Below are 20,577 nucleotides of genomic sequence, written 5' to 3'. Positions count from 1 at the left end.
AAGCATAGACTAAAATAGTCTCTGAAAGGTAACAGGGGGAGGTACTGAAAATGGATATATTAAGAAAGATTGGCAGGTTTCGAGAAGAAGAGCAAAAGCTAAAATGGGAAGGTACCTTTGCAGAATACTTGGATATTATCCAAAAACAGCCGTTGGTTGCTCAGTCTGCACATTCACGTGTTTATAACATGATCAAAGATGCTGGAATTGAAGAGGTCAATGGCCATAAAAAATACAATTTTTTTAGTGGACAGCTGTTTGGACTGGAAGAATCATTAGAGCGTTTAGTTGAAGAATATTTCCATCCTGCGGCAAAACGTCTTGATGTCCGTAAACGGATTTTATTATTAATGGGGCCGGTATCTGGAGGGAAATCCACTCTTGTTTCATTATTAAAACGGGGGTTAGAATCGTATACTCTTCAGAATCAGGGTGCCATTTATGCTATTAAAGGCTGCCCAATGCATGAAGACCCGCTTCATTTAATTCCGCATATCCTTCGAGATGATTTCTTTGAAGAATATGGAATTCGAATTGAAGGAAATTTATCACCACTCAATTTAATGAGACTCGAAAAAGAGTTTGGAAACCGAATTGAGGATGTATTGGTTGAACGTATTTTCCTTTCTGAAGATAAACGGATTGGAATAGGAACCTTTAGTCCTTCTGATCCAAAGTCTCAGGATATAGCCGATTTGACAGGAAGCATCGATTTCTCAACCATAGCCGAATTTGGGTCTGAATCAGATCCACGAGCTTACCGTTTTGATGGAGAGCTGAATAAAGCAAATCGCGGGATGATGGAGTTTCAGGAAATGCTGAAGTGTGATGAAAAGTTCCTCTGGCATCTATTGTCACTAACGCAAGAAGGAAATTTTAAAGCTGGCCGATTTGCTTTAATTAGTGCTGATGAATTAATTGTTGCCCATACAAATGAAACTGAGTATAAATCATTTATTTCAAATAAGAAGAACGAAGCCCTTCATTCACGGATTATCGTTATGCCTGTTCCATATAATTTGAAGGTGACGGAAGAAGAAAAAATTTATGAGAAAATGATTCATGAAAGTGATGTTTCTGAGGTTCATATAGCCCCGCACACGTTAAGAGTAGCAGCCACTTTTAGTATTTTAACTCGCTTAAAGGAGCCTAAAAAAGGTGATATCGATTTAGTTAAGAAGCTCCGTCTCTATGATGGAGAAAATGTAGAAGGGTTTAATTCTTCTGATATCGCAGAATTGAAGAAGGAATATCAAGATGAGGGTATGAGTGGAATTGATCCACGTTATGTCATTAATCGAATTTCATCGACGATCATCCGAAAGGAAATACCGTCAATTAATGCACTGGATGTATTATTATCTTTAAAGGATGGACTTGATCAGCATCCATCTATCAGTGCCGAGTTACGTGATAAATACCTGAATCACATTTCCATTGCCCGTAAGGAATACGACTCTATTGCGAAGAATGAGGTTCAAAAAGCATTTGTCTACTCGTATGAGGAATCGGCTAAAACAATGATGGATAATTATTTAGATAATGTTGAGGCCTATTGCAATAAATCAAGATTACATGACCCTTTGACAGGAGAAGAACTTTCACCAGATGAAAAACTAATGCGCTCAATTGAAGAACAAATTGGCATTTCTGAAAATGCTAAAAAAGCATTTCGTGAGGAAATTTTAATTCGGATCTCTGCTTATGCCCGTAAAGGCAAACGGTTCGACTATAATTCCCATGATCGCCTTCGTGAAGCTATTCAAAAGAAATTGTTCGCTGATCTTAAGGATGTGGTTAAAATCACGACCTCAACCAAAACACCAGATGAACGACAGCTTAAGAAAGTCAATGAAGTAGTCGCTCGTCTTATTGAGGAACATGGATACAACTCAACATCAGCCAATGATTTATTGAAATATGTTGGAAGTTTATTAAATCGCTGAGAAAAAAACCTGCCAGAATCCTGGCAGGTTTTTTAACTGTGGGAGTCTAGTTAACTAATTAACTTCGATTTTTAAAGTTGTATATGGTAAAATTTTCATACAAATCTTTGTTTGGAGGTTATAGGATGAGTGTGGTAGCTGAATTACATGAATTAGCGAAAAAAATGAACGATAATCCTGTGCATATTCAGGATCAAAAGAACCGTGTATTTCAAGTGGAATTAGATGAAAGCGGAACCATTCAAATGATTCTTCAAGATGGGCAGGTAGTAGTTGTCGAAAATCCGAGCAAAGAGCCCGATGTAACACTAAAACTATCGGATAGTAATTTTTCGAAACTCTTAAAAGATGAATTAAATACTACCCTCGCTTTTATGACTGGCAAGTTAAAGCTTGATGGTCAAATGGGTCTTGCCATGAAGCTCCAAGAAATTTTAAAACAATACCAATAATAAAAAACAGTCCTTTTTACGAAAAGGGCTGTTTAGTATGACAAGCTCATTATTTTTCAGTTTGAACATGTAAGCCATTTTGTTCGATTAACACCGTAATAAGCTGTGGAGAAATTTTTTCGGGATGGTACTCAATTTTTATTTCGCCGTCATCGACATCAATCATGGCGCGCTCTATTCCTTCAGTTTGCTGCAAGATTGCTTGGATATTTTGAATAGGACCGTCAGAGGTGGCTTCCTTCACATACATGGTAGTAGTAAGCATCGTTCGTTCCCCCTTTACTGGCTAGTATAGTTATCTATACCCACATATAGAATAAGGTATGTGTTGAAACGAGATAATATTTATTAGGAAACCAAGTCTAAATAGCTATAAATAATTTCCTTAAAATTGATTAATTTATGGAAAAAGAGGGTAATTAGGAACAGAGGTGATTGTAATGACTAAAAAGGAAGAAGTCCCGGAAAATAGTTCGATGGCTCCAGATATGAAAGAAATGAAAAACCTTGGCAAACAAATGGAGAATTTACGGACGAACGAGGAATTAAAAGAATGGGGAAAACGCCCAGGCACCGTACAGCATGAAGAAATTGAGGAAGTAGAAGAGAAAGAATGAGTCTCCTTAGCGGGGTCTTTTTTTTTGGAAAAATCAACAGGCATTTAAAGGAGGGAATCATTATAAATTGCCTGTCCAATCAATCTAGTCAATTACCCATTCTTGAAATAAGTTGTAAATTATCTGAGGAGCTTGCATAAGATAGAGTATTACTTTCTTTAACAACACTGTTGATTACGCAAGAAACTATTAGTCTTTTTCTAGAAGGTCCATGTCACATTACCATATCGTATGCGGGATAAAAAGAGAGGTGCACACATTTTTTTTAGGGGGGAAAATGTATGACAGAAGAGAACGGTCATCAATTCGTGATATCACAGGAAAATTGGTCCCTCCACCGGAAAGGCTTTGACGATCAGCAGAGACATCAGGAAAAGGTACAAGAAGCAATCAAAAACAATCTGCCTGATTTAATTTCGGAAGAGAGTATAGTCATGTCCAATGGCCGTGATGTGGTGAAGATTCCAATTCGATCTTTAGATGAATATAAGATCCGCTATAATTACGACAAGAATAAACATGTTGGGCAAGGAGACGGCGATTCCGAGTTAGGGGATGTTGTAGCTAGAGACGGCAAACCTGAACAAGGTCCAGGCAAGGGGCCAGGCGCTGGCGATCAAGCTGGGGAAGACTATTATGAAGCCGAGGTATCGATGCTCGAAATCGAAGAAGCGCTTTTCAGCCAGTTGGAGCTGCCAAATCTTCAACATAAGGAACAAGCGGAACATACGATTGAACATATTGAATTCAATGACATTCGGAAAACAGGACTTATGGGGAATATCGATAAGAAAAAAACCATGATGTCTGCATTCAAACGAAATGCTATGAATGGTAATCCTAGCTTTCATCCTATTTATAAAGATGACTTTAAATTTAAGACTTGGAATGAAGTCGTAAAACCTGACTCGAAAGCAGTCGTACTAGCGATGATGGATACGTCAGGATCAATGGGGTTATGGGAAAAATATATGGCGCGTAGTTTTTTCTTTTGGATGAACCGCTTTTTACGTACTAAATATGAAACTGTTGAAATTGAATTTATTGCGCATCATACAGAAGCGAAAATTGTTCCGGAAGAAGAGTTCTTTACTAAAGGTGAGAGCGGGGGCACCATCTGCTCATCTGTATACCGTAAAGCCCTAGAAGTTATCGACTCTAAGTATGATCCAGCTAAATTTAACATCTATCCGTTCCATTTTTCTGATGGGGATAACCTAACATCTGATAATGCACGGTGCGTTAAATTAGTTGAAGAATTGATGAAGGTTTCTAATATGTTTGGATATGGAGAGGTCAATCAGTATAATCGACATTCTACTTTAATGACAGCCTATAAAAATATCAACAATGAAAAATTTCGATATTATATTTTAAAACAAAAGTCTGATGTTTTTCATGCCATGTTGAGCTTTTTTCAGAATGACGACCAAAAAAAATATGCTTGAAAAAACCAGCTGTGAAAGCTGGTTTTTCTTTTGGGTCCCAAAGGAATCTCTTCGTGTTGAAAGGATCAGAAGGTTGGTTTCTAATAGTGGGGAAAAGGTATAGGGAAAAGGTAATGAACCATTACGGGATTTAAAAAGTAGTAGAATTTCAAAAAAAGGCAGCTAACCCCTCGTGGCCAGCTGCTTTTGTTCTGTTTTATAAATCACGAGTGGAGTCTTGTTCAAACATATATTTTTTCGTTTTCGCAGATATATTGAGAATCAAACTTAACGCAATTAATGTACCTAAAATGGAACTGCCTCCATAGCTTAGCAGCGGCAGTGGTATACCGGTAATGGGGACGAGACCCATTACCATTCCAATGTTTTCAAAGATATGGAAGGTAAGCATGGAGACCACGCCAGCAGCAATAAGGTTTTCATAAGAACCTTTATTGAGCAGAGCGATTGCTACAATACGATAGATTAAAATAAAGTACAGGGTTATGACTACACTTCCACCGAGAAATCCATATTCTTCACCAATAGTGGTAAAGATAAAGTCGGAATGCGCCTCAGGGATATAGACTTGCCCGCTATAATAGCCCTTCCCATACATTGTTCCTGATCCGATAGCAAGAATAGATTGCGAAAGTTGATAACCGATATCCCCCTTATATTGAAAGGGGTCGAGCCAAGAATGGATCCGCTCTAATTGATATTTATCCAAAAAAAGCAATAAAAGGTCAGGGGCTTTTGTATAAATCAGGACCAGAACACCTAGTATGGATGAACCGAGCACCCCTAATAAACCAACAATTTTCCAGTGTATACCTGACAAAAATAACATGCCAATCAATATAACCATTATGACCATTCCAGTTCCAGCATCAGGCTGCAATAAAATTAACCCTAAAGGAATCGACGTTGCAGAAAATACTTTAAAAATTAAACGGAAATCAGTCTTCAGTGACCGGTCTACGTATTTTTTATTGTGATCTACGATGATTTTAGCCAAAAAAATATTAAAAATATTTTCATAAACTCTGAAGGCTGAATAGAGCCAAAAACCAGGAACGGAAAACCACGATTTCGCTCCCTTTATTTTATGCGCTATGCTTTCAGGTGCAAAATGGAGGGCAATCAAAATAAGAATCCCAGATACATAGGAAAACAGAGAGATTTTCTTGATTTGTTCAAAATCCAGCACGTATACACAAGCTGATAAAACAATCCCAATGAAGTACCAGCGAACTTGTTTGAATGCGTAATGGTTTGGTGGATCAGGTAGGTATTTTTCTGAACTATATATAGAAAAACAACTAATAATCATGAATAAGAAAATAATAAACAATAAGTTTGTATCAAAATAATTTTTCCGATAGGCATCTCTCATTTGGACAACTCCAGACGTAAATTGAACAATATTCTTATTATAGCAAAAGAATCCATTTAGTATCTATTAATTTACAAATTTGGGTATAAAGCACTTAATTTTGTTATGATTGACTTAATAAATTGTTCAAGGAGGGCATATTGATGAATATCGAAGAGTTGTCTGCCTTTATTGCGGACGTAAATAGTCAACCAAAGAACCATACAGGCTATTGTGGGAGTGATAGGAAAGAAATCCAAAAAACACTTGAGGAAGACTTTTCTGACCTTGAACTTGAAGATTCTTTTATCGTCATATCTGAAAACAAACAACTTATTGCTGCGCTTGGTTTTGATGTTGATCGTAAAAAACAATCAGCAGAAATCTGGGGTCCATTCATTTTAAACTCAGATCACTGGACTGAACAGACGAGCATGCTTTGGAATGAATTTATGAAAAAAACGGAAAGTAAAAAAATAGATACGTATTTTGCTTTTTATCATGAAGAGAATAAAAAAGGAATTAGGTGGATGGAATCCCTAAATGCGAAGGAAACAGGCAAGCATCAAATCTTGGTCAGCAAAACAGAAGTAACCAATGGAGAGATTCTTGAAGAAATATCGCCTCCATTTTACGAAGAAGTCATTAAACTGCACAACGAGTTATTTCCAGAAACTTATCTCACGGGTGCGGATATGATTTCCAATTTAAGTGAAGAGAAGCGGCTGTTAATTATCCCAGATGGTGGTCAGTCTATTCAGGGCTATGTTTACCTTGAGGGAGATAGTGTGTTTCAGGAAGGAAACCTTGAGTTTATTGCCGTGGAAAGGGAGCATCAAAAAAAAGGTCTAGGAAAAAAACTCGTACAGGCAGGCTTGACTTATTTGTATGAAAACATGAATGTACTGAGGTTTCTTTATGTGTAAATGTAAATAATGCTGCAGCAATCAATCTTTATAAAAAATCAGGTTTTCATGAAGAGATGAAGCTGGTTTCATTTAAAGTTAGTGTGTAACGGACTGCTTGGCGGGGGAAAATAAGAAGGAGGTGAAGTGTATGTGTGGAAGATATAATTTGTTTTCTGAACTTCAGGTAATTGCGGAACGTTTTCAAGCAATCGAACAGGAGGGATTAATGGTAGAACCGCGTTATAATATTGCTCCCGGTCAAAATATAACTGTGGTAATATCGGAAAAAAATAAACGTAAGTTGGCCGTACTTCGGTGGGGATTAATCCCGAACTGGGCTAAGGATCCTAAAATAGGCTATAAAATGATTAATGCACGAGCGGAGACCATTGATATTAAGCCTTCTTTTAAAGGGTTATTGAAGAGGAAGCGCTGCTTAATTGCCGCTGATGGATTTTATGAATGGAAAAAAGAAGGTAGTCAGAAGCAGCCGTATCATATTCATTTAAGTAATAAAGAGCCATTTGCTTTTGCCGGCTTATATGATGAGTGGGGAAACGGATCGGAAGTTATTCGGACATGTACCATTATTACCACAGAGGCAAATGAACTAATGGAAGGGATTCATGATCGCATGCCCGTCATTTTAACACAGGAAAATGAAAAAATTTGGCTTGACGAAGACGTTACAGAAACAGCTGAGTTAAAAAAAATAATGGTACCGTACGACGCAGCGTTTATGAATGCCTATCCAATAAGCTCTTTTGTTAACAACGCAAGGAATGAGGGACAGGAAATACTTAATTCTTTATAAAAAAACTTAACGCGAAACAAAGGGATTGCCTGTAACCCAATATCGCCACGGGTAAGCAACGGCTTCTCCTGAATTACCAATACCTATCCGCGGGCCGCATTGAATAGATTCTGGTTTGTTGCCTGGAGCAATATAGAGTGGTGGTTCTGTAAAAGATCCACCATAATCATTCATCGTAATCCCAAGTGCCTTAGTTAATTTACCTGGTCCGCTTGTTAGTTTAACCAGATCGGGTAATCCTCGTCGTTCATGCATAAGCGGAATCCCGCTAAATGGCTCGACTGCCCGTATTAAAATGGCCTCCGGAACGTCCTCCACACTGCTTACGACATTTACCAGTGTATGAGTGTGCATCTTATACGTATAAATGAGACCTGCTTTTCCAAACATGATTTCTGTCCGCTTTGTCCTTCGGTTCCCAAAGCTATGAGCAGCACGGTCTAAAGGTCCCTTATAAGCTTCCGTTTCAACAATGTATCCGGATGCAGTGCCTTCTGGCGTGGTCTTGATTAATAGACAGCCGAGTAACTCCTGCGCAAGTTCGAGCGTAGGCAGCTGAAAGAACTCCTCAGGCAATGGTGCTGGTAAATCGTTTATCAAGATGCTTCCTCCTCTTGTAACAAGTTCTTCTCTTAAAATTCCCCAAGTGCAGTTGTTAAAAACATCAATATTTTTAAGATACCTTCATTTTATATACGTCCTGGTAATGAACGCAGACGGGAATAATGCTCCTTCGGACGGGAATAGCGTATCATCAGACGGGATTACCGAGGACGCAGACGGGAATAAGCACATGTGAGACGGGAATAATGCAAATATAGTAGCTGAAAGCAGGAAAATCCCCCCTTGGCCGTGCTGATTATATATCATTCGGTTTTTTCCTGACTTTTATATATAATGACATAGACGTCAAGAACATATGGGAAGTGGATTAAATGGAAAAGAATATTGGATTTATTGGTGGAGGAAGAATGGCTCAGGCCATGATTGAAGGGATGATTGGTAAAAGAATCGTCTTGCCTGAGCAAATCAAAGCAAGTACGGCGACAGAAGGTTCACTCACGAAGTTAATTGATACATATCATATTTTAGGATCACTAGACAATCAGGAAGTAGCAAGCTTTGCTGATTATCTTTTCTTAGCGGTGCACCCGTCGCTCTATCCTGCCGTGATTGAGCAAATAAAAAATGCAGTAAAATCAGAGGTAATCATCATTACTATTGCTGCTGGCATCAGTATTAAACAAGTTGAAACATCGTTTGGAAGGAAGATTAAGGTCATTAGAACGATGCCGAATACGCCTTCCCTCGTCGGAGAGGGTATGACTGCACTGAGTCCCAATTCTTCCGTCACCGAAAAAGATTTAGCTGAGGTGCTTGAATTAATGAACAGTTTTGGGAAGACGCAAGTGTTTCAGGAACACTCGATGGATGCTGTTCCAGCAATTAGCGGTTCATCGCCGGCCTATGTATATATGTTCATCGAAGCTTTGGCTGATGGTGGAGTTAGAGATGGTATACCTCGAAAAGATGCTTATAAAATGGCCGCGCAGGCTGTGTTAGGCGCTGCTAAGATGGTACTTGAAACAGGTAAGCATCCAGGTGCTTTGAAAGACGATGTTTGTACGCCAGGAGGTTCGACAATCGAAGCAGTGGCTGCGCTTGAATCGTCTGGCTTCAGGAAGTCGGTATTAGAAGCAATGAAAGCTTGTACAGATAAAAATAAAGAGATGGGAAATAAATAATGGCCATTAAGCTGACGAGAAACCCTCGGCAGCTTTTTTCTGTTAATGTAAATTTTGATTTATTTTAATTTCTTTTAATTGAGGTAAGATGATTATAGAGATAAATAGAGAAAGGTGGAAACGAATATGATTACATTTATTGATGAGTTAAAGCGCTTACTTAGTGAAGATAGAGTGACGGTGAATGAAACGGTTTTAGAACAGCATAGCCGGGATGAATCCTATCACCAGCCGAGTCTTCCTGATGTGGTCATATTTCCGAAGTCAGCTGATGAAGTCAGCGCGGTGTTAAAGTTTGCGAACGAGAACGATATACCGGTTATTGCTTTTGGACTAGGGTCTAGTCTTGAAGGCCACGTTATTCCGCAACACGGCGGTATTTCAATGGATACCTCATTAATGAATTCAGTGCTTGAAATAAGAGAACGGGATTTTCTTGTCAAAGTTCAGCCGGGAGTTACACGGTCACAACTTAATAAAGAGCTAAAGAAGTATGGTTTGTTCTTTTCCGTTGATCCAGGAGCAGATGCAACGTTGGGTGGAATGGCCGCAACCAATGCGAGCGGTACAACGTCAGTGAGGTACGGAATAATGCGGGATAATGTCAGGGACCTAGAGGTTGTCCTGGCTAACGGTGATATCATTCACACAGGGAGTTTAGCAACGAAGTCGTCATCAGGACTACATTTAAATGGATTATTCATTGGATCTGAAGGCACACTTGGCGTATTTACTGAATTAACGCTGAAAGTATATGGGATACCTGAAGTTACTATGGCTGGAAGGGCTACGTTTCCTTCGGTAGAACAAGCTGTAGAGGCGGTTAATGGCATTATGCTGGCTGGCATCCCCATTGCAAGAATAGAATTGGTAGATGCCCTTTCTATTAAACAAGTAAATCGCTCAATTAACACATCCTTTGAAGAAAAACCGACATTATTTTTAGAGTTTCATGGAAATGAAGCTGGTCTCAATCAAGATGTAGCGTTTGCCCGCGAAATTGTTGCCGATCAAGGATGTAAGGATATTCAGTTTGAAACGGATTCAATTGCTAGGAGTGAATTATGGAGCGCTCGGCATAATCTAGCCTATTCGTTCATTCACTCGTCTCCAGGAAAAAAATTAATGGTCACAGATGCGAGTGTACCGTTGGACCGATTAACAGCAGCTATTCTTGATACCCGAAAAAAAGTTGATGCTTCGAGTATTGAAGGCGCTATCGTTGGTCATGTCGGTGATGGGAATTATCATGTCATGTTCATGATTGACTTGAAAAATGCTGAGGAAGTTTCTGAAGCGAAACGTTTAAATGAGGAAATCGTTAACTATGCACTAAATGCAGGCGGTACATGTACAGGCGAGCATGGTGTCGGCATAGGAAAGGCTAAGTATCAGCGCCTTGAGCATGGAAAAGCCTATGATGTGATGGCCGGTATTAAGAATACGCTGGATCCAAAAGGAATTCTCAATCCAGGAAAAATATTTACAGAGGAAACGTTAATTACACAATAACGTTATGGGGTGATGTATATGAAGGTTATTGAGTTGCCAGAGAGTTATCATCGAGAAGCTGTTCGATTATCTGAATATGCGTTTCAATATCAGGTCTCTGATGAAAGATTAGAAAACACCTTGCAAAAAATGAAGGACTTTCAACAAGTATTAGGTATTCTGGATGAAGAAAAGCTCGCTGCGAAGCTTCATATACTTCCCCTGAACATTAACATAGGAGATAAGCGTTTTAAGATGGGGGGGGTTGCGGGTGTTGCTACTTATCCTGAGTATCGGAGAAATGGCTATGTGAAGGATTTACTTCATCATACGTTAATCATGATAAGGGAAAGAGGCCTCAGTATCTCCATGCTGCATCCTTTTTCAGTCCCTTTTTACCGCAAGTATGGATGGGAATTATTTTGTGATCGGCTTATATGTGAGATAGATAGCGATAATCTTGTCATGCAGGAACGAGTATATGGACGAATAAAGCGATGTACGAAAGAGTCCCATAATGAAGATATTGAGGATATTTATCAACAATATGCCTCTTCGTTCAGCGGTATGCTCGTCCGGGATTCTAACTGGTGGTCATACTCGGTTTATCGGGATTATCTTGGGGCTGTTTACTATGATCCTATGCATAGGCCAACAGGATATATGCTGTACAAAATAAGTGGCGGAGAGATGACGATTGCTGAATTCGTCCCATTGAATGCTGAAGCGAGAAAGGGATTGTGGAATTTTATTAGTCAGCATGATTCGATGATTGCTAAACTCACGATTACTACCCATAAGGACGATCCATTATTTTATACGCTTAAAGAACCACGGGTAAAAGCAAAAGTGACACCCTATTTTATGGTTCGAATCGTAGATGTAGAACAATTTATTAATCAGTATCCTTTTAACTGGAGCAGTAGTGGAGAAGCGGTGACTTTGACGATTACTGATAGCTTTGCTTCTTGGAATAATAAAACCTTTATCTTGAAAAATAAGCAGATACAAACAATGGAGAAAAGAGATACCGGAATAGAGATGACGATAAATGAGCTATCGTCCATACTTTTTGGATACAAGAAGATTGAAACGCTTAACAGGTTAGAGCAAGTAATGGGTACTGATAGGGAGATTCATTCTTTCGCAGCAATGATCCCAGAACAAATGCCATTCTTTTACGATTTTTTTTAAAAAGTGCGTCCTAAGGAAAAAATAAAAAAAGTGCCGATTTAAAAATCAGCACTTTTTTTGTTTATACATTAATATTTTCGTTATCAAGGGCTTCTTCTACGCTGACGTAGTCATAGCCTAAGTCGTCTGCTACCGCTTTAAAGGTGATGCTGCCTTTAGCCACGTTAACTCCCTTGGCAAGGGCTGGATTGGATAGAATGGCTTTAACGGCCCCTTTATTAGCTATCTGAACGGCGTAGGGAACAGTCACATTCGTTAATGCCAAAGTAGCAGTTTGTGGAACAGCTCCAGGCATATTAGCAACAGCGTAATGCACGACACCATGCTTTTCATATGTGGGATTATCATGAGTTGTTATGTGATCAACAGATTCAAAGATACCACCTTGGTCAATAGCAACATCAATAATAACGGATCCGGGCGACATGGCCACTACCATTTCATCCGTAATTAGTTTTGGTGCCTTTGCACCTGGTATTAATACGGCACCGATGACAAGGTCGGATTCAGCTACAGCGTGTGCAAGGTTATAAGGATTAGAAATCAAGGTTGTTAGTTGGTTGCCAAAAATGTCATCTAATTGGCGAAGCCGGTCAGGGTTCAAATCCAGTATGGTCACGTCAGCTCCAAGACCAATTGCAATTTTCGCTGCGTTCGTACCAACTACTCCGCCGCCGATTACTGCGACTTTCCCCCGTTTAACACCGGGAACTCCGCTTAATAGGATCCCTTTTCCACCCTTAGGTCTTTCCAAGAACTGAGCGCCGATTTGAGCCGCCATTCTGCCGGCAATTTCACTCATTGGTGTTAATAAAGGAAGCGTTCCATTTACTGATACGGTTTCATAGGCAATTGCTAAGACCCCACTGTCTTTTAGTGCTTTTGTTAAAGTAGAATCAGCTGCTAAATGGAGATAGGTGAATAAGATTAGATCTTTACGAAAATATTGATATTCTTCGGGGATGGGTTCCTTTACCTTCATAATCATTTCAGAACTCTCCCATACACTACGCGCATCTTCTACTATTAAAGCACCTGCTGTCATGTAGCCGTCATTAGTAAAATTACTGCCTGTGCCTGCATCTTTTTCAATAAATACTTCATGTCCGGCTTTTACTAAGGCAACTACTCCAGCAGGAGTAATTGCTACTCGATTTTCATTGTTTTTTATTTCCTTCGGAACTCCAATACGCATATAAATAATCCCCCTCAGTTAATCCCTTTGTATTAAAGTATACCCGTTAATGAATCACCAACGTTTGTGGTAATCAGAAAATTCAAAAAGGAGTATTTGTGAGATTTCACAAATACTCCTTAATTTTAACGTTTAAAAGCATTATCTATTTGTTGTAGATGCTGAATTTTTTCATAGATACGGCGTTTTCGGTAAAGCATCGTTCCGGCGTCTGCAATATCAGAAATCATGCTGCGATTAGTAATGGCTCCAAAGACCATACCAGCAATTGGCACCATCTGAAAAAGTTTTTTTATCCCAAAGTGGTCACGATAGGTATAGACAACTTCACGCCAACCCTGAAGCTGAGAAATCATTTCCTTTTTTCCAGCTGGCTTGTCTTGATAAAAGGAATTTAAATCATCTAGAATCGTTTTTTTACCAACTACATCCGAAGTGGCAAATTGGAGGCATTTTACGATAAATATTCGTTCATCACGGTCCCGTGGATTATACCCATAAGTCAGGGCAATATCTTGGAGGGTTTTTAGCGACATCCCAAGTAAGACTGGTATGTCAATGGCAAGTGTGAAAATACCACCAAATCCTGTTGTTGCTCCTTGAGCAGTTGCCGCTCTGCTCTCTGATTGTTTGATATTCTCACTTACCTGATCCATAATTTTCAGGGGCAAGGAGCTGACATCTTCAAGTGTAAGTTCTTTTTGTTCCGCCAGTTGATTGCTTAACTTATTGAGAATCGTCTGTTCACGGGTTAAGTATTGACCGCCTGTCTGAATAAAGCTTCCTATGCCATCCAACAGTGAACCAATCTTCGTTTGGATAAAAGCAGGAGTTAGTTTATCCAGCACTTTAAAAGGGAGGCGTCCTAATCGTTCCCAAAACCAAAGACTATCCTGATCTTTTTCCCATTTTTCAATCTTTTTTAATTCTGATCGTAAATATTCCTGTGACTCCATGAATTCGCATCCCTTCTTGAGTTTAGCTTTTACTCTGATATTCACGGTATTCCCTTAATTTTAAATCAAGAAACAATGCTGTTTTTTGGATAATGTCTTTTAAATTAACTTCACCAACTTCAGTGATGCGCTTTAATCGATAGTTTAATGTATTAACATGAATATGCAGATGACGTGCAGCATCATTTTGACTGCAATCTTTTTCTAAATAAACCTTTAATGTATGCAGTAAATCAGATTGGTGCTTCTGGTCATATCGTGCCAATTTTGTTAGTGTATGATGTTCGCGGCGGCGAGGGTGTCCAGAATCAATCGCCTCAAGACTTTGAAAGACGCCCAATCCATCATAGGTAATGATTTGTTCTGTCTCAGGGAAAATCGATTTAATTTTTAGTGTATAAAGGGCTTCCCCGTAGCTGTGACGCCCATCAAGCAAGGAGTTTAGGCTATTTCCAGAAGCCCCAATTATCGTTGAAACTTCAAATCGATTTTTCATTTCAGAAATAAAGGTGGGAATAAATGTTTTAAATGATATCGTTAGTTCTTCATCAGATTCTGAACCAGCGAGAACAATTAATTTATTGTGATCGATCGTAGTAAGAAGGATATTTATTTTTTGAGTAACGGTAAGCATATAGGAGATGTTACGCTCAATACTTCCGTTAATTTCTTCAGGAAATTCAAATACACCAATTGCACATACAGCAGGCAAATGAATAGAAAAACGTTTGAGATGCTCTTTAATCTCAGATTCTTTTTGATAATGGCCGGTTAATAACCGCCAGAGAAACTCCTGAGTGCCTGCTTCTCTGTGTTTTGTTTTTAATTGCAGCTGCTGTAGTTGATTTTTGGCTTCCTTAGCAGCAAGCTGTAAAAAGGCTAAATCTTCATCTGTAAACGGCTTTTTGCCCTCAAGTGCCCAAATAAATCCAAGAACTTCATTGTTTTTTCGAATCGAAACAGCTGCGCGATTTCCGAGACCAACATTCTCGATAGCATCCACTTTTATAGGAGCGTTATTCTCTAAAAGGGTGGGGATAATTCCTGCTTTCCAGAGACTGTTTACAACCTTCTCAGGAACCCGCCGGCCGATAATAGTTGAAATTCTAGCCTGGTCTGTTGTGTCATCATGCATACTATAGGCAAGTAGACGATGGTTTCCATCTTCAATTGTGACTGGACCACCGACAATACTGCTGATTCGATCTGAAAATTCCATAAGGTCTCCATAGATCCCCTTAAACAAATCTCTATTTAGGTTTTCACTAAGCATAAGCATTCCCCTTATTAAACGGCTATACTAAAAATAGTAAGCTATTTTGGAAGAAATAGCATGTGATTCTTACAGATAAAAATAAAAAACCTTTCCCAAATAAGGAGCGATTTCAGACTGTAGACAAACTTAGGAGAACATCGAGTTTGTCTACAGTCTTTTTTAGTTTTATAAAATGAGGCTGTTGATTTCCATTCCAGGCGATTCGCTTTCCGCGGGCGGGCTGTGAGCCGCATCAATGCTTACGCGCCTGCGGGGTCTCACCTATCCCGCTATTCCCGCAGGAGTCTTCACGCCAACACTCCAATCAACGGTCTTTCTAAATTTAATCTAGAAGTAAACTCCGGCAATCAAATTGAAACACGAGCTAGAATAGATGCAGGAAAAGCTTGCATTGTTTTTTTTATGGTTTTAAAAGAATTAGACTTATATAAGGGAGGCAAATTCTTATTCGTAATTAAGAAGTAGTGTTATAGAAGGGAGACACAATAAAATGAATGAAAAAATTGTTAATGAAAATGAGGGAGAATCAACGATCATTAAGGAGAGCACAAGTAATCTTGAAAGCGGATACTATGTAAAAGAAATGCAAAAGGGGTTCGGAATGAAATCATCCCGAACCCCTTTTGTCTACAAACTGACCTTTCCAGAACCGGAAAGGGTTTTTTCTTAAAAAATCAAATTTAATAATAAGTAAATTAAAGCTGCAACAGTTGCGGAAATTGGTAACGTGATAAACCATGTAATAATCATTCTTTGCGCTGTTCCCCATTTTACACCTTTTATTCGGTGAGCCGAACCTACACCTAGTATAGAAGATGAAATAACATGGGTTGTACTTACTGGTAAGTGAATCAACGTTGCTCCAAAGATGATTGCAGCTCCCGTTAAATCGGCTGCAACTCCATTGATTGGACGGATTTTCATGATCTTTCCGCCGACAGTTTTAATAATTTTCCAGCCGCCGATTGATGTTCCAAGTCCCATTGCTAATGCACAGGATATTTGTACCCATAGTTGTATATCTGTGCTTTCAGTATACCCGTTTGCAATCAATGCAAGGGTGATGATACCCATTGCTTTTTGAGCATCATTCGTTCCATGTGCATAAGATTGAATAGCAGCCGTCAGGATTTGAATTCTGCGAAATTGTTTATTCGTTTTGGTTAAGTTGTTATTTTTAAAGACAATTTTTATGATGGAGTAAATGAGATAACCGACTCCAAACGCTAAGATTGGAGAAAGGATAAGAGCTTCGATGATATTAAGGAAACCAGACCATTTAATAGAACCAAACCCAGCAGCAGCAATAGCAGCGCCGGCAATTGAACCGATTAATGCATGCGATGAACTGCTTGGTATTCCGAAATACCAGGTAACTAAGTTCCAAATAATTGCTGATATCAGAGCGGCCATTATGACAATGGATCCGTTAGGCAATGTAAATGGATCGACAATATCCTTCGTAATCGTCTTGGCAACACCAGTAAAAGTCATTGCTCCAACAAAGTTCATCACAGCTGCCATTATAATAGCATGACGAGGTTTTAGTGCCTTTGTTGAAACAGAAGTAGCTATGGCATTTGCCGTATCATGAAAACCATTTATAAAGTCAAAAGCGAGTGCAAAAAATACGATTAAAATCGTTATTATAAGTAAAGTATCCATTCTTGGAGGACTCCTTAAGCGTTCTTCATAATGATTGTTTCAAGTGTATTAGCGACTGTCTGACAGAAATCAGCAATTTCTTCAAGGCTTTCATAAATTTCTTTGTATTTAATCAGTTGAATTGGATCTTTTTCAACACTGAATAGATTTTTAATGGATTGGCGTTGAATTCCATCACAATATGATTCTAAATCTTTAATTTTTATTGCATTTTCACGAATACTTTGCATTTTTTTAGTTGAAAGCAACTGTACCGCAAGTTCGATTTCATACGTGCACTTTCTAATTGCGTCGACAAATTTCAACATATATTCATCTGCATCGATAATTGAGTACATTTCAAATAAAGCAGAACAGTGCTCAAGTCCGTCTAGTACGTCATCCATATTCATGGTTAACTGCAGAATATCTTCCCGTTCGATTGGTGTGATAAATGCATTGTTTAAATCTTTTATTACATCATGAACCATTGAGTCGCCTTTATGCTCATAATCCTTCATTGTGTCAGCAAAAACCTTTAGGTCACTAACATTATTCAACTTAAAGTCAGCAAAATAATCGGCACTTTCTTTGATGTTTTGTGACATATTGATTAAAGCAACTGCGAATTTGTCCTGTTTTGATTTAAAAACCATGGTATTACCCCCATTTTTTAAGGCATATTTTTATGCACAGAATTCCATCCAAGAAATATAGTATGCATAGTATTGACTAAATCATTGTAATGGATTCCTTTACTAAAGGGAAAGACATTTCGACGAAACTTTACAATAACTTAACAAAACAGATACAGTGTAATGAAATTAATCCATTATACTGTATAGTTTTGTTAATTGAATTCCCTATATTTACTATCTACTTGAACATCACAAAATAATTACCGAATAGAATGTATTTATCAAGTTTAGAAAGAAGACAGGAATGGGAAAAATATAGGTAGTACATAACTGCAAAGGGGAGAGAAAATGAAAAAAAATCTACTTGTACCATTACTAATTGGGATCGTTATTATTGGAGCAATCATCATGATGTTTGTATCAAGCTATAATGGGTTTGTGTCTGAAGAAGAAAATGTGGATCAATCCTATGCACAAATCGAAAATCAACTGCAAAGAAGATTGGATTTAATCCCTAATTTGGTTAATACGGTTAAAGGCTATGCATCACATGAAAAAGAAACGATAACAGCGATTTCAGATGCTCGATCTAGATTAGCAGGAGCAAACTCACCAGAAGAAGAAGCAACTGCGAATAGTGAGCTTTCTGGAGCATTGAGCCGCTTATTAGTGGTGGTGGAAAACTATCCTGATCTCAAGGCAGATAAACAATTTACTCAGTTAATGGATGAACTAGCTGGAACGGAAAACCGAATTTCTGTAGCGCGTAAGGATTATAATGCACAGGTATCTGTTTATAATAAAAAAGTAAAACGATTACCTGGGGCCATTGTTGCAGGTGTAACAGGGTTTGACGCAAAAGAATACTTTAAAGCTGATCCTAAGGCTGAAACAGCTCCAGATGTTGATTTTGGAGGAAATGACCAATGATGGTAAGAAAGGTTACCAGCCTTTTCTTATTGATTACCAGCTTTTGTTTCTTATATGGTTTAACCAATGTGCATGCTGAGGCTGCCATTCCTGATCCTATTGGGGATATATATGTTCAAGATTTTGCGAATGTATTATCGGAGGAAGAAGAGACGAAATTACAGGCTGTTGGAAGAGGGTTGGATGATCAAACTTCAACCCAAGTTTCAGTGCTGACTGTTGCCTCACTTGAAGGTACAGATATTGAAACGTTTGCAAATGAAGCGTTTCGAAAGTATAAGCTAGGGAACGCTGAAAAAAACAACGGGGTCTTGCTTGTGCTGGCGCTGAAGGAAAAGGAAATAAGAATTGAAACAGGATATGGTCTTGAAGGAGTTCTTCCTGACGGAAAAGCAGGGAGAATCCTTGATGAATATGCAATCCCATATTTAAAAAATAACCAACCGGGCAAAGCGGTGACTGAAACCTATCAAATGATTACAAAGACTGTTTCAGGTGAATATAAGGCGGATGAAAAGCCGACCGCTGAAGCTAAAAGTCCGATTCCAGGCTGGCTGATGATCATTATAATAGTTGCCCTTGTCTTCCTAGATATAAAATTCTTTGGTGGAGCATTGTCATACACAATTCTTTCTATGCTGTCGAGAAGAGGCGGCGGTGGAGGCAGCGGCGGCCCCCGCGGCGGCGGCGGGGGTTCTGCAGGTGGCGGCGGTGCTGGTCGTGGCTGGTAAGGGGAATTATGAATGACTTAGAGGACGAAGAGAATTAACTCTTCGTCCTCTAAGTTTGTAGTTATAGCAAGGTCGAAAATTATTTACCAGTGTCTAATGCGGCCGATTCAAGCTGATTACCTTGAATGATATGTTTTTCAAAAGTATCCTTTAAAATAAACAGATTTTATTTGATATCAAAAACTGTTGATAGAAACGTAAAACGAGGAGGCTCACACCCGCCCGCGGAAAGCGAAGCCCCTTGAAAGGAAATCAACAGCAAGGAGGATTTACGCTCTATTCTCTTTATCTTTTAAGCATATAAGTTTAAAATTCTGTTAGTTCAATGGTATAATTAGGGATAAAAGAAGGAGGTTATTAAATGATAGAAACAATTCAAGGTTCCGTTACTTTACATAATGGCGTAAAGATGCCGCAGCTTGGCTTCGGGGTATTTAAAGTGAAAAATGGTTCAGAAACAGTAGAATCGGTTAAAAAAGCCCTCGAAGCAGGATACCGTCATATTGATACGGCCGCCATTTATGGTAATGAAGAAGGCGTTGGACAAGCAATCAGAGAGAGCGGAATCCCACGTGAAGAATTATTTATCACCTCTAAGGTATGGAATACAGAACAGGGATTTGAAAAGACACTTCAAGCCTATGAAGACAGTTTAAAACGGCTGGGTACGGAGTATTTAGATTTATACCTTATCCACTGGCCAGGAACAGATAAATATATCGACACCTGGAAGGCTCTTGAAAAACTATATACTGATTCTCGTGTGAGGGCTATTGGAGTAAGCAATTTCCATGTGCATCATTTAGAGAATTTAATGAACCATACAGAACTTAAACCAGTCATTAACCAAATTGAACTTCATCCGCGTCTTTCTCAACTTGAAATTAGAGAATATTGTAAAAAACATGATATTAAGGTTGAAGCTTGGGGTCCATTGGGACAAGGAAACTTAATAAACGAACCGACGATTAATCACATTGCTGATAAACATGGTAAGACTGCTGCGCAAGTTATGATCAGATGGCATCTGCAAAATGATATTGTAGTGATTCCTAAATCCGTAACCCCGTCCCGTATTGTTGAAAATACACAAGTCTTTGATTTTGAATTAAGCTTAGATGAAATGAACCAAATTGATTCCCTGAACTTAGGGGAGAGATATGGAACCAATCCGGACGAAAACCTTTTTTAATAAGTGAACTGATTGAAGAGACCCTCGTTTAAAACGAGGGTCTCTT

Annotated in this window: 21 protein-coding genes; 13 read left to right on the top strand and 8 right to left on the bottom strand. The window is 38.8% G+C overall.

Features of this window, described 5'->3' with window-relative positions; translation table 11 throughout:
• Positions 1-50 precede the first annotated feature (50 nt).
• Together WYK_RS01355 and WYK_RS01350 are read left to right on the top strand one after the other, a co-directional pair.
• Positions 51-1,946: a PrkA family serine protein kinase gene (locus tag WYK_RS01355; protein ID WP_040372629.1), complete on the top strand. Its 1,896-nt coding sequence runs from the start codon at positions 51-53 to the stop codon at positions 1,944-1,946.
• Positions 1,947-2,071: 125 nt separating this feature from the next.
• Positions 2,072-2,398, top strand: a complete 327-nt coding sequence (locus tag WYK_RS01350) for an SCP2 sterol-binding domain-containing protein (protein WP_040372627.1) — start codon at positions 2,072-2,074, stop codon at positions 2,396-2,398.
• A gap of 49 nt (positions 2,399-2,447) precedes the next feature.
• On the opposite strand, the gene WYK_RS01345 is transcribed toward WYK_RS01350, so the two are convergent.
• Complete coding sequence (locus WYK_RS01345) at positions 2,448-2,663, bottom strand: heavy-metal-associated domain-containing protein (protein ID WP_040372625.1); 216 nt, start codon at positions 2,661-2,663, stop codon at positions 2,448-2,450.
• Between the two features lie 175 nt (positions 2,664-2,838).
• On the opposite strand from WYK_RS01345, the gene WYK_RS25080 reads away from it, so the two are divergent.
• Entirely contained in the window at positions 2,839-3,015 is a 177-nt protein-coding gene (locus WYK_RS25080; RefSeq protein WP_169732052.1) for a hypothetical protein, read from the top strand.
• A 281-nt stretch (positions 3,016-3,296) separates the two neighbouring features.
• Entirely contained in the window at positions 3,297-4,463 is a 1,167-nt protein-coding gene (yhbH, locus tag WYK_RS01340) for a sporulation protein YhbH (RefSeq protein ID WP_040372623.1), read from the top strand.
• A gap of 196 nt (positions 4,464-4,659) precedes the next feature.
• Here the strand turns inward: yhbH and WYK_RS01335 are convergent, their stop codons facing one another.
• Positions 4,660-5,838 (bottom strand): FtsW/RodA/SpoVE family cell cycle protein, encoded by a 1,179-nt coding sequence (locus WYK_RS01335; protein ID WP_051387250.1) that lies wholly within the window; start codon positions 5,836-5,838, stop codon positions 4,660-4,662.
• A 143-nt stretch (positions 5,839-5,981) separates the two neighbouring features.
• Between WYK_RS01335 and WYK_RS01330 the strand changes: the two genes are divergently transcribed.
• Both WYK_RS01330 and WYK_RS01325 read left to right on the top strand, forming a co-directional pair.
• A complete protein-coding gene (locus WYK_RS01330) occupies positions 5,982-6,743 on the top strand; it encodes a GNAT family N-acetyltransferase (protein WP_051387249.1) in 762 nt (253 codons plus the stop codon).
• Positions 6,744-6,873: 130 nt separating this feature from the next.
• On the top strand, positions 6,874-7,539 hold the full coding sequence (locus WYK_RS01325; protein WP_040372621.1) for an SOS response-associated peptidase: 666 nt from the start codon (positions 6,874-6,876) through the stop codon (positions 7,537-7,539).
• A gap of 6 nt (positions 7,540-7,545) precedes the next feature.
• Here the strand turns inward: WYK_RS01325 and WYK_RS01320 are convergent, their stop codons facing one another.
• Positions 7,546-8,136, bottom strand: coding sequence for a DNA-3-methyladenine glycosylase (locus WYK_RS01320; protein WP_040372657.1), 591 nt, complete (start codon positions 8,134-8,136; stop codon positions 7,546-7,548).
• A 338-nt stretch (positions 8,137-8,474) separates the two neighbouring features.
• On the opposite strand from WYK_RS01320, the gene proC reads away from it, so the two are divergent.
• The 3 genes from proC (at position 8,475) to WYK_RS01305 (ending at position 11,969) form a co-directional block, all read left to right on the top strand.
• Positions 8,475-9,284 carry a pyrroline-5-carboxylate reductase gene (gene proC / locus WYK_RS01315; RefSeq protein WP_040372619.1) on the top strand — a complete coding sequence of 270 codons (810 nt, stop codon included), beginning with the start codon at positions 8,475-8,477 and terminating at the stop codon, positions 9,282-9,284.
• 114 nt (positions 9,285-9,398) lie between these two features.
• The gene (locus tag WYK_RS01310) at positions 9,399-10,796 is read left to right on the top strand and encodes an FAD-binding oxidoreductase (RefSeq protein WP_407951463.1); all 1,398 of its coding nucleotides are present in this window, start codon (positions 9,399-9,401) and stop codon (positions 10,794-10,796) included.
• A gap of 18 nt (positions 10,797-10,814) precedes the next feature.
• Positions 10,815-11,969: a GNAT family N-acetyltransferase gene (locus WYK_RS01305; protein WP_040372617.1), complete on the top strand. Its 1,155-nt coding sequence runs from the start codon at positions 10,815-10,817 to the stop codon at positions 11,967-11,969.
• Between the two features lie 61 nt (positions 11,970-12,030).
• Here WYK_RS01305 and ald read toward each other — a convergent pair whose 3' ends face one another.
• The 3 genes from ald to WYK_RS01290 all read right to left on the bottom strand — a co-directional run bounded on the left by ald (position 12,031) and on the right by WYK_RS01290 (position 15,393).
• Positions 12,031-13,164, bottom strand: a complete 1,134-nt coding sequence (gene ald / locus WYK_RS01300; protein ID WP_040372615.1) for an alanine dehydrogenase — start codon at positions 13,162-13,164, stop codon at positions 12,031-12,033.
• 125 nt (positions 13,165-13,289) lie between these two features.
• Positions 13,290-14,120, bottom strand: a complete 831-nt coding sequence (locus WYK_RS01295; RefSeq protein WP_040372613.1) for an EcsC family protein — start codon at positions 14,118-14,120, stop codon at positions 13,290-13,292.
• A 22-nt stretch (positions 14,121-14,142) separates the two neighbouring features.
• Positions 14,143-15,393 (bottom strand): helix-turn-helix domain-containing protein, encoded by a 1,251-nt coding sequence (locus WYK_RS01290; protein ID WP_040372611.1) that lies wholly within the window; start codon positions 15,391-15,393, stop codon positions 14,143-14,145.
• Between the two features lie 493 nt (positions 15,394-15,886).
• On the opposite strand from WYK_RS01290, the gene WYK_RS01285 reads away from it, so the two are divergent.
• A complete protein-coding gene (locus tag WYK_RS01285; protein ID WP_040372609.1) occupies positions 15,887-16,066 on the top strand; it encodes a hypothetical protein in 180 nt (59 codons plus the stop codon).
• Here the strand turns inward: WYK_RS01285 and WYK_RS01280 are convergent.
• Both WYK_RS01280 and WYK_RS01275 read right to left on the bottom strand, forming a co-directional pair.
• The gene (locus tag WYK_RS01280) at positions 16,063-17,061 is read right to left on the bottom strand and encodes an inorganic phosphate transporter (RefSeq protein WP_040372606.1); all 999 of its coding nucleotides are present in this window, start codon (positions 17,059-17,061) and stop codon (positions 16,063-16,065) included. The two genes, WYK_RS01285 and WYK_RS01280, sit on opposite strands and share 4 nt — an antisense overlap.
• A gap of 14 nt (positions 17,062-17,075) precedes the next feature.
• Positions 17,076-17,696 (bottom strand): DUF47 domain-containing protein, encoded by a 621-nt coding sequence (locus WYK_RS01275; protein ID WP_040372604.1) that lies wholly within the window; start codon positions 17,694-17,696, stop codon positions 17,076-17,078.
• A gap of 330 nt (positions 17,697-18,026) precedes the next feature.
• Between WYK_RS01275 and WYK_RS01270 the strand changes: the two genes are divergently transcribed.
• The 3 genes from WYK_RS01270 (at position 18,027) to WYK_RS01260 (ending at position 20,531) form a co-directional block, all read left to right on the top strand.
• The gene (locus WYK_RS01270) at positions 18,027-18,608 is read left to right on the top strand and encodes a LemA family protein (protein ID WP_040372602.1); all 582 of its coding nucleotides are present in this window, start codon (positions 18,027-18,029) and stop codon (positions 18,606-18,608) included.
• A complete protein-coding gene (locus WYK_RS01265) occupies positions 18,605-19,339 on the top strand; it encodes a TPM domain-containing protein (protein ID WP_328098665.1) in 735 nt (244 codons plus the stop codon). Before WYK_RS01270 ends, WYK_RS01265 begins: the two co-directional genes overlap by 4 nt.
• Before the next feature lie 361 nt (positions 19,340-19,700).
• Positions 19,701-20,531 (top strand): aldo/keto reductase, encoded by an 831-nt coding sequence (locus WYK_RS01260; protein ID WP_152526368.1) that lies wholly within the window; start codon positions 19,701-19,703, stop codon positions 20,529-20,531.
• Positions 20,532-20,577 lie beyond the last annotated feature (46 nt).

This window comes from Peribacillus psychrosaccharolyticus ATCC 23296, from assembly GCF_000305495.1.
Taxonomy (GTDB): domain Bacteria; phylum Bacillota; class Bacilli; order Bacillales; family DSM-1321; genus Peribacillus; species Peribacillus psychrosaccharolyticus.
This window is presented reverse-complemented; position numbering and strand designations above follow the sequence as displayed.

Bases quoted from the DNA above. Each gene is read 5' to 3' on its own strand.
- WYK_RS01355 (WP_040372629.1), top strand. From the start codon at position 51: ATGGATATATTAAGAAAGATTGGCAGGTTTCGAGAAGAAGAGCAAAAG.
- WYK_RS01350 (WP_040372627.1), top strand. From the start codon at position 2,072: ATGAGTGTGGTAGCTGAATTACATGAATTAGCGAAAAAAATGAACGAT.
- WYK_RS01345 (WP_040372625.1), bottom strand. From the start codon at position 2,663: ATGCTTACTACTACCATGTATGTGAAGGAAGCCACCTCTGACGGTCCT.
- WYK_RS25080 (WP_169732052.1), top strand. From the start codon at position 2,839: ATGACTAAAAAGGAAGAAGTCCCGGAAAATAGTTCGATGGCTCCAGAT.
- yhbH (WP_040372623.1), top strand. From the start codon at position 3,297: ATGACAGAAGAGAACGGTCATCAATTCGTGATATCACAGGAAAATTGG.
- WYK_RS01335 (WP_051387250.1), bottom strand. From the start codon at position 5,838: ATGAGAGATGCCTATCGGAAAAATTATTTTGATACAAACTTATTGTTT.
- WYK_RS01330 (WP_051387249.1), top strand. From the start codon at position 5,982: ATGAATATCGAAGAGTTGTCTGCCTTTATTGCGGACGTAAATAGTCAA.
- WYK_RS01325 (WP_040372621.1), top strand. From the start codon at position 6,874: ATGTGTGGAAGATATAATTTGTTTTCTGAACTTCAGGTAATTGCGGAA.
- proC (WP_040372619.1), top strand. From the start codon at position 8,475: ATGGAAAAGAATATTGGATTTATTGGTGGAGGAAGAATGGCTCAGGCC.
- WYK_RS01305 (WP_040372617.1), top strand. From the start codon at position 10,815: ATGAAGGTTATTGAGTTGCCAGAGAGTTATCATCGAGAAGCTGTTCGA.
- ald (WP_040372615.1), bottom strand. From the start codon at position 13,164: ATGCGTATTGGAGTTCCGAAGGAAATAAAAAACAATGAAAATCGAGTA.
- WYK_RS01295 (WP_040372613.1), bottom strand. From the start codon at position 14,120: ATGGAGTCACAGGAATATTTACGATCAGAATTAAAAAAGATTGAAAAA.
- WYK_RS01290 (WP_040372611.1), bottom strand. From the start codon at position 15,393: ATGCTTAGTGAAAACCTAAATAGAGATTTGTTTAAGGGGATCTATGGA.
- WYK_RS01285 (WP_040372609.1), top strand. From the start codon at position 15,887: ATGAATGAAAAAATTGTTAATGAAAATGAGGGAGAATCAACGATCATT.
- WYK_RS01280 (WP_040372606.1), bottom strand. From the start codon at position 17,061: ATGGATACTTTACTTATAATAACGATTTTAATCGTATTTTTTGCACTC.
- WYK_RS01275 (WP_040372604.1), bottom strand. From the start codon at position 17,696: ATGGTTTTTAAATCAAAACAGGACAAATTCGCAGTTGCTTTAATCAAT.
- WYK_RS01270 (WP_040372602.1), top strand. From the start codon at position 18,027: ATGAAAAAAAATCTACTTGTACCATTACTAATTGGGATCGTTATTATT.
- WYK_RS01265 (WP_328098665.1), top strand. From the start codon at position 18,605: ATGATGGTAAGAAAGGTTACCAGCCTTTTCTTATTGATTACCAGCTTT.
- WYK_RS01260 (WP_152526368.1), top strand. From the start codon at position 19,701: ATGATAGAAACAATTCAAGGTTCCGTTACTTTACATAATGGCGTAAAG.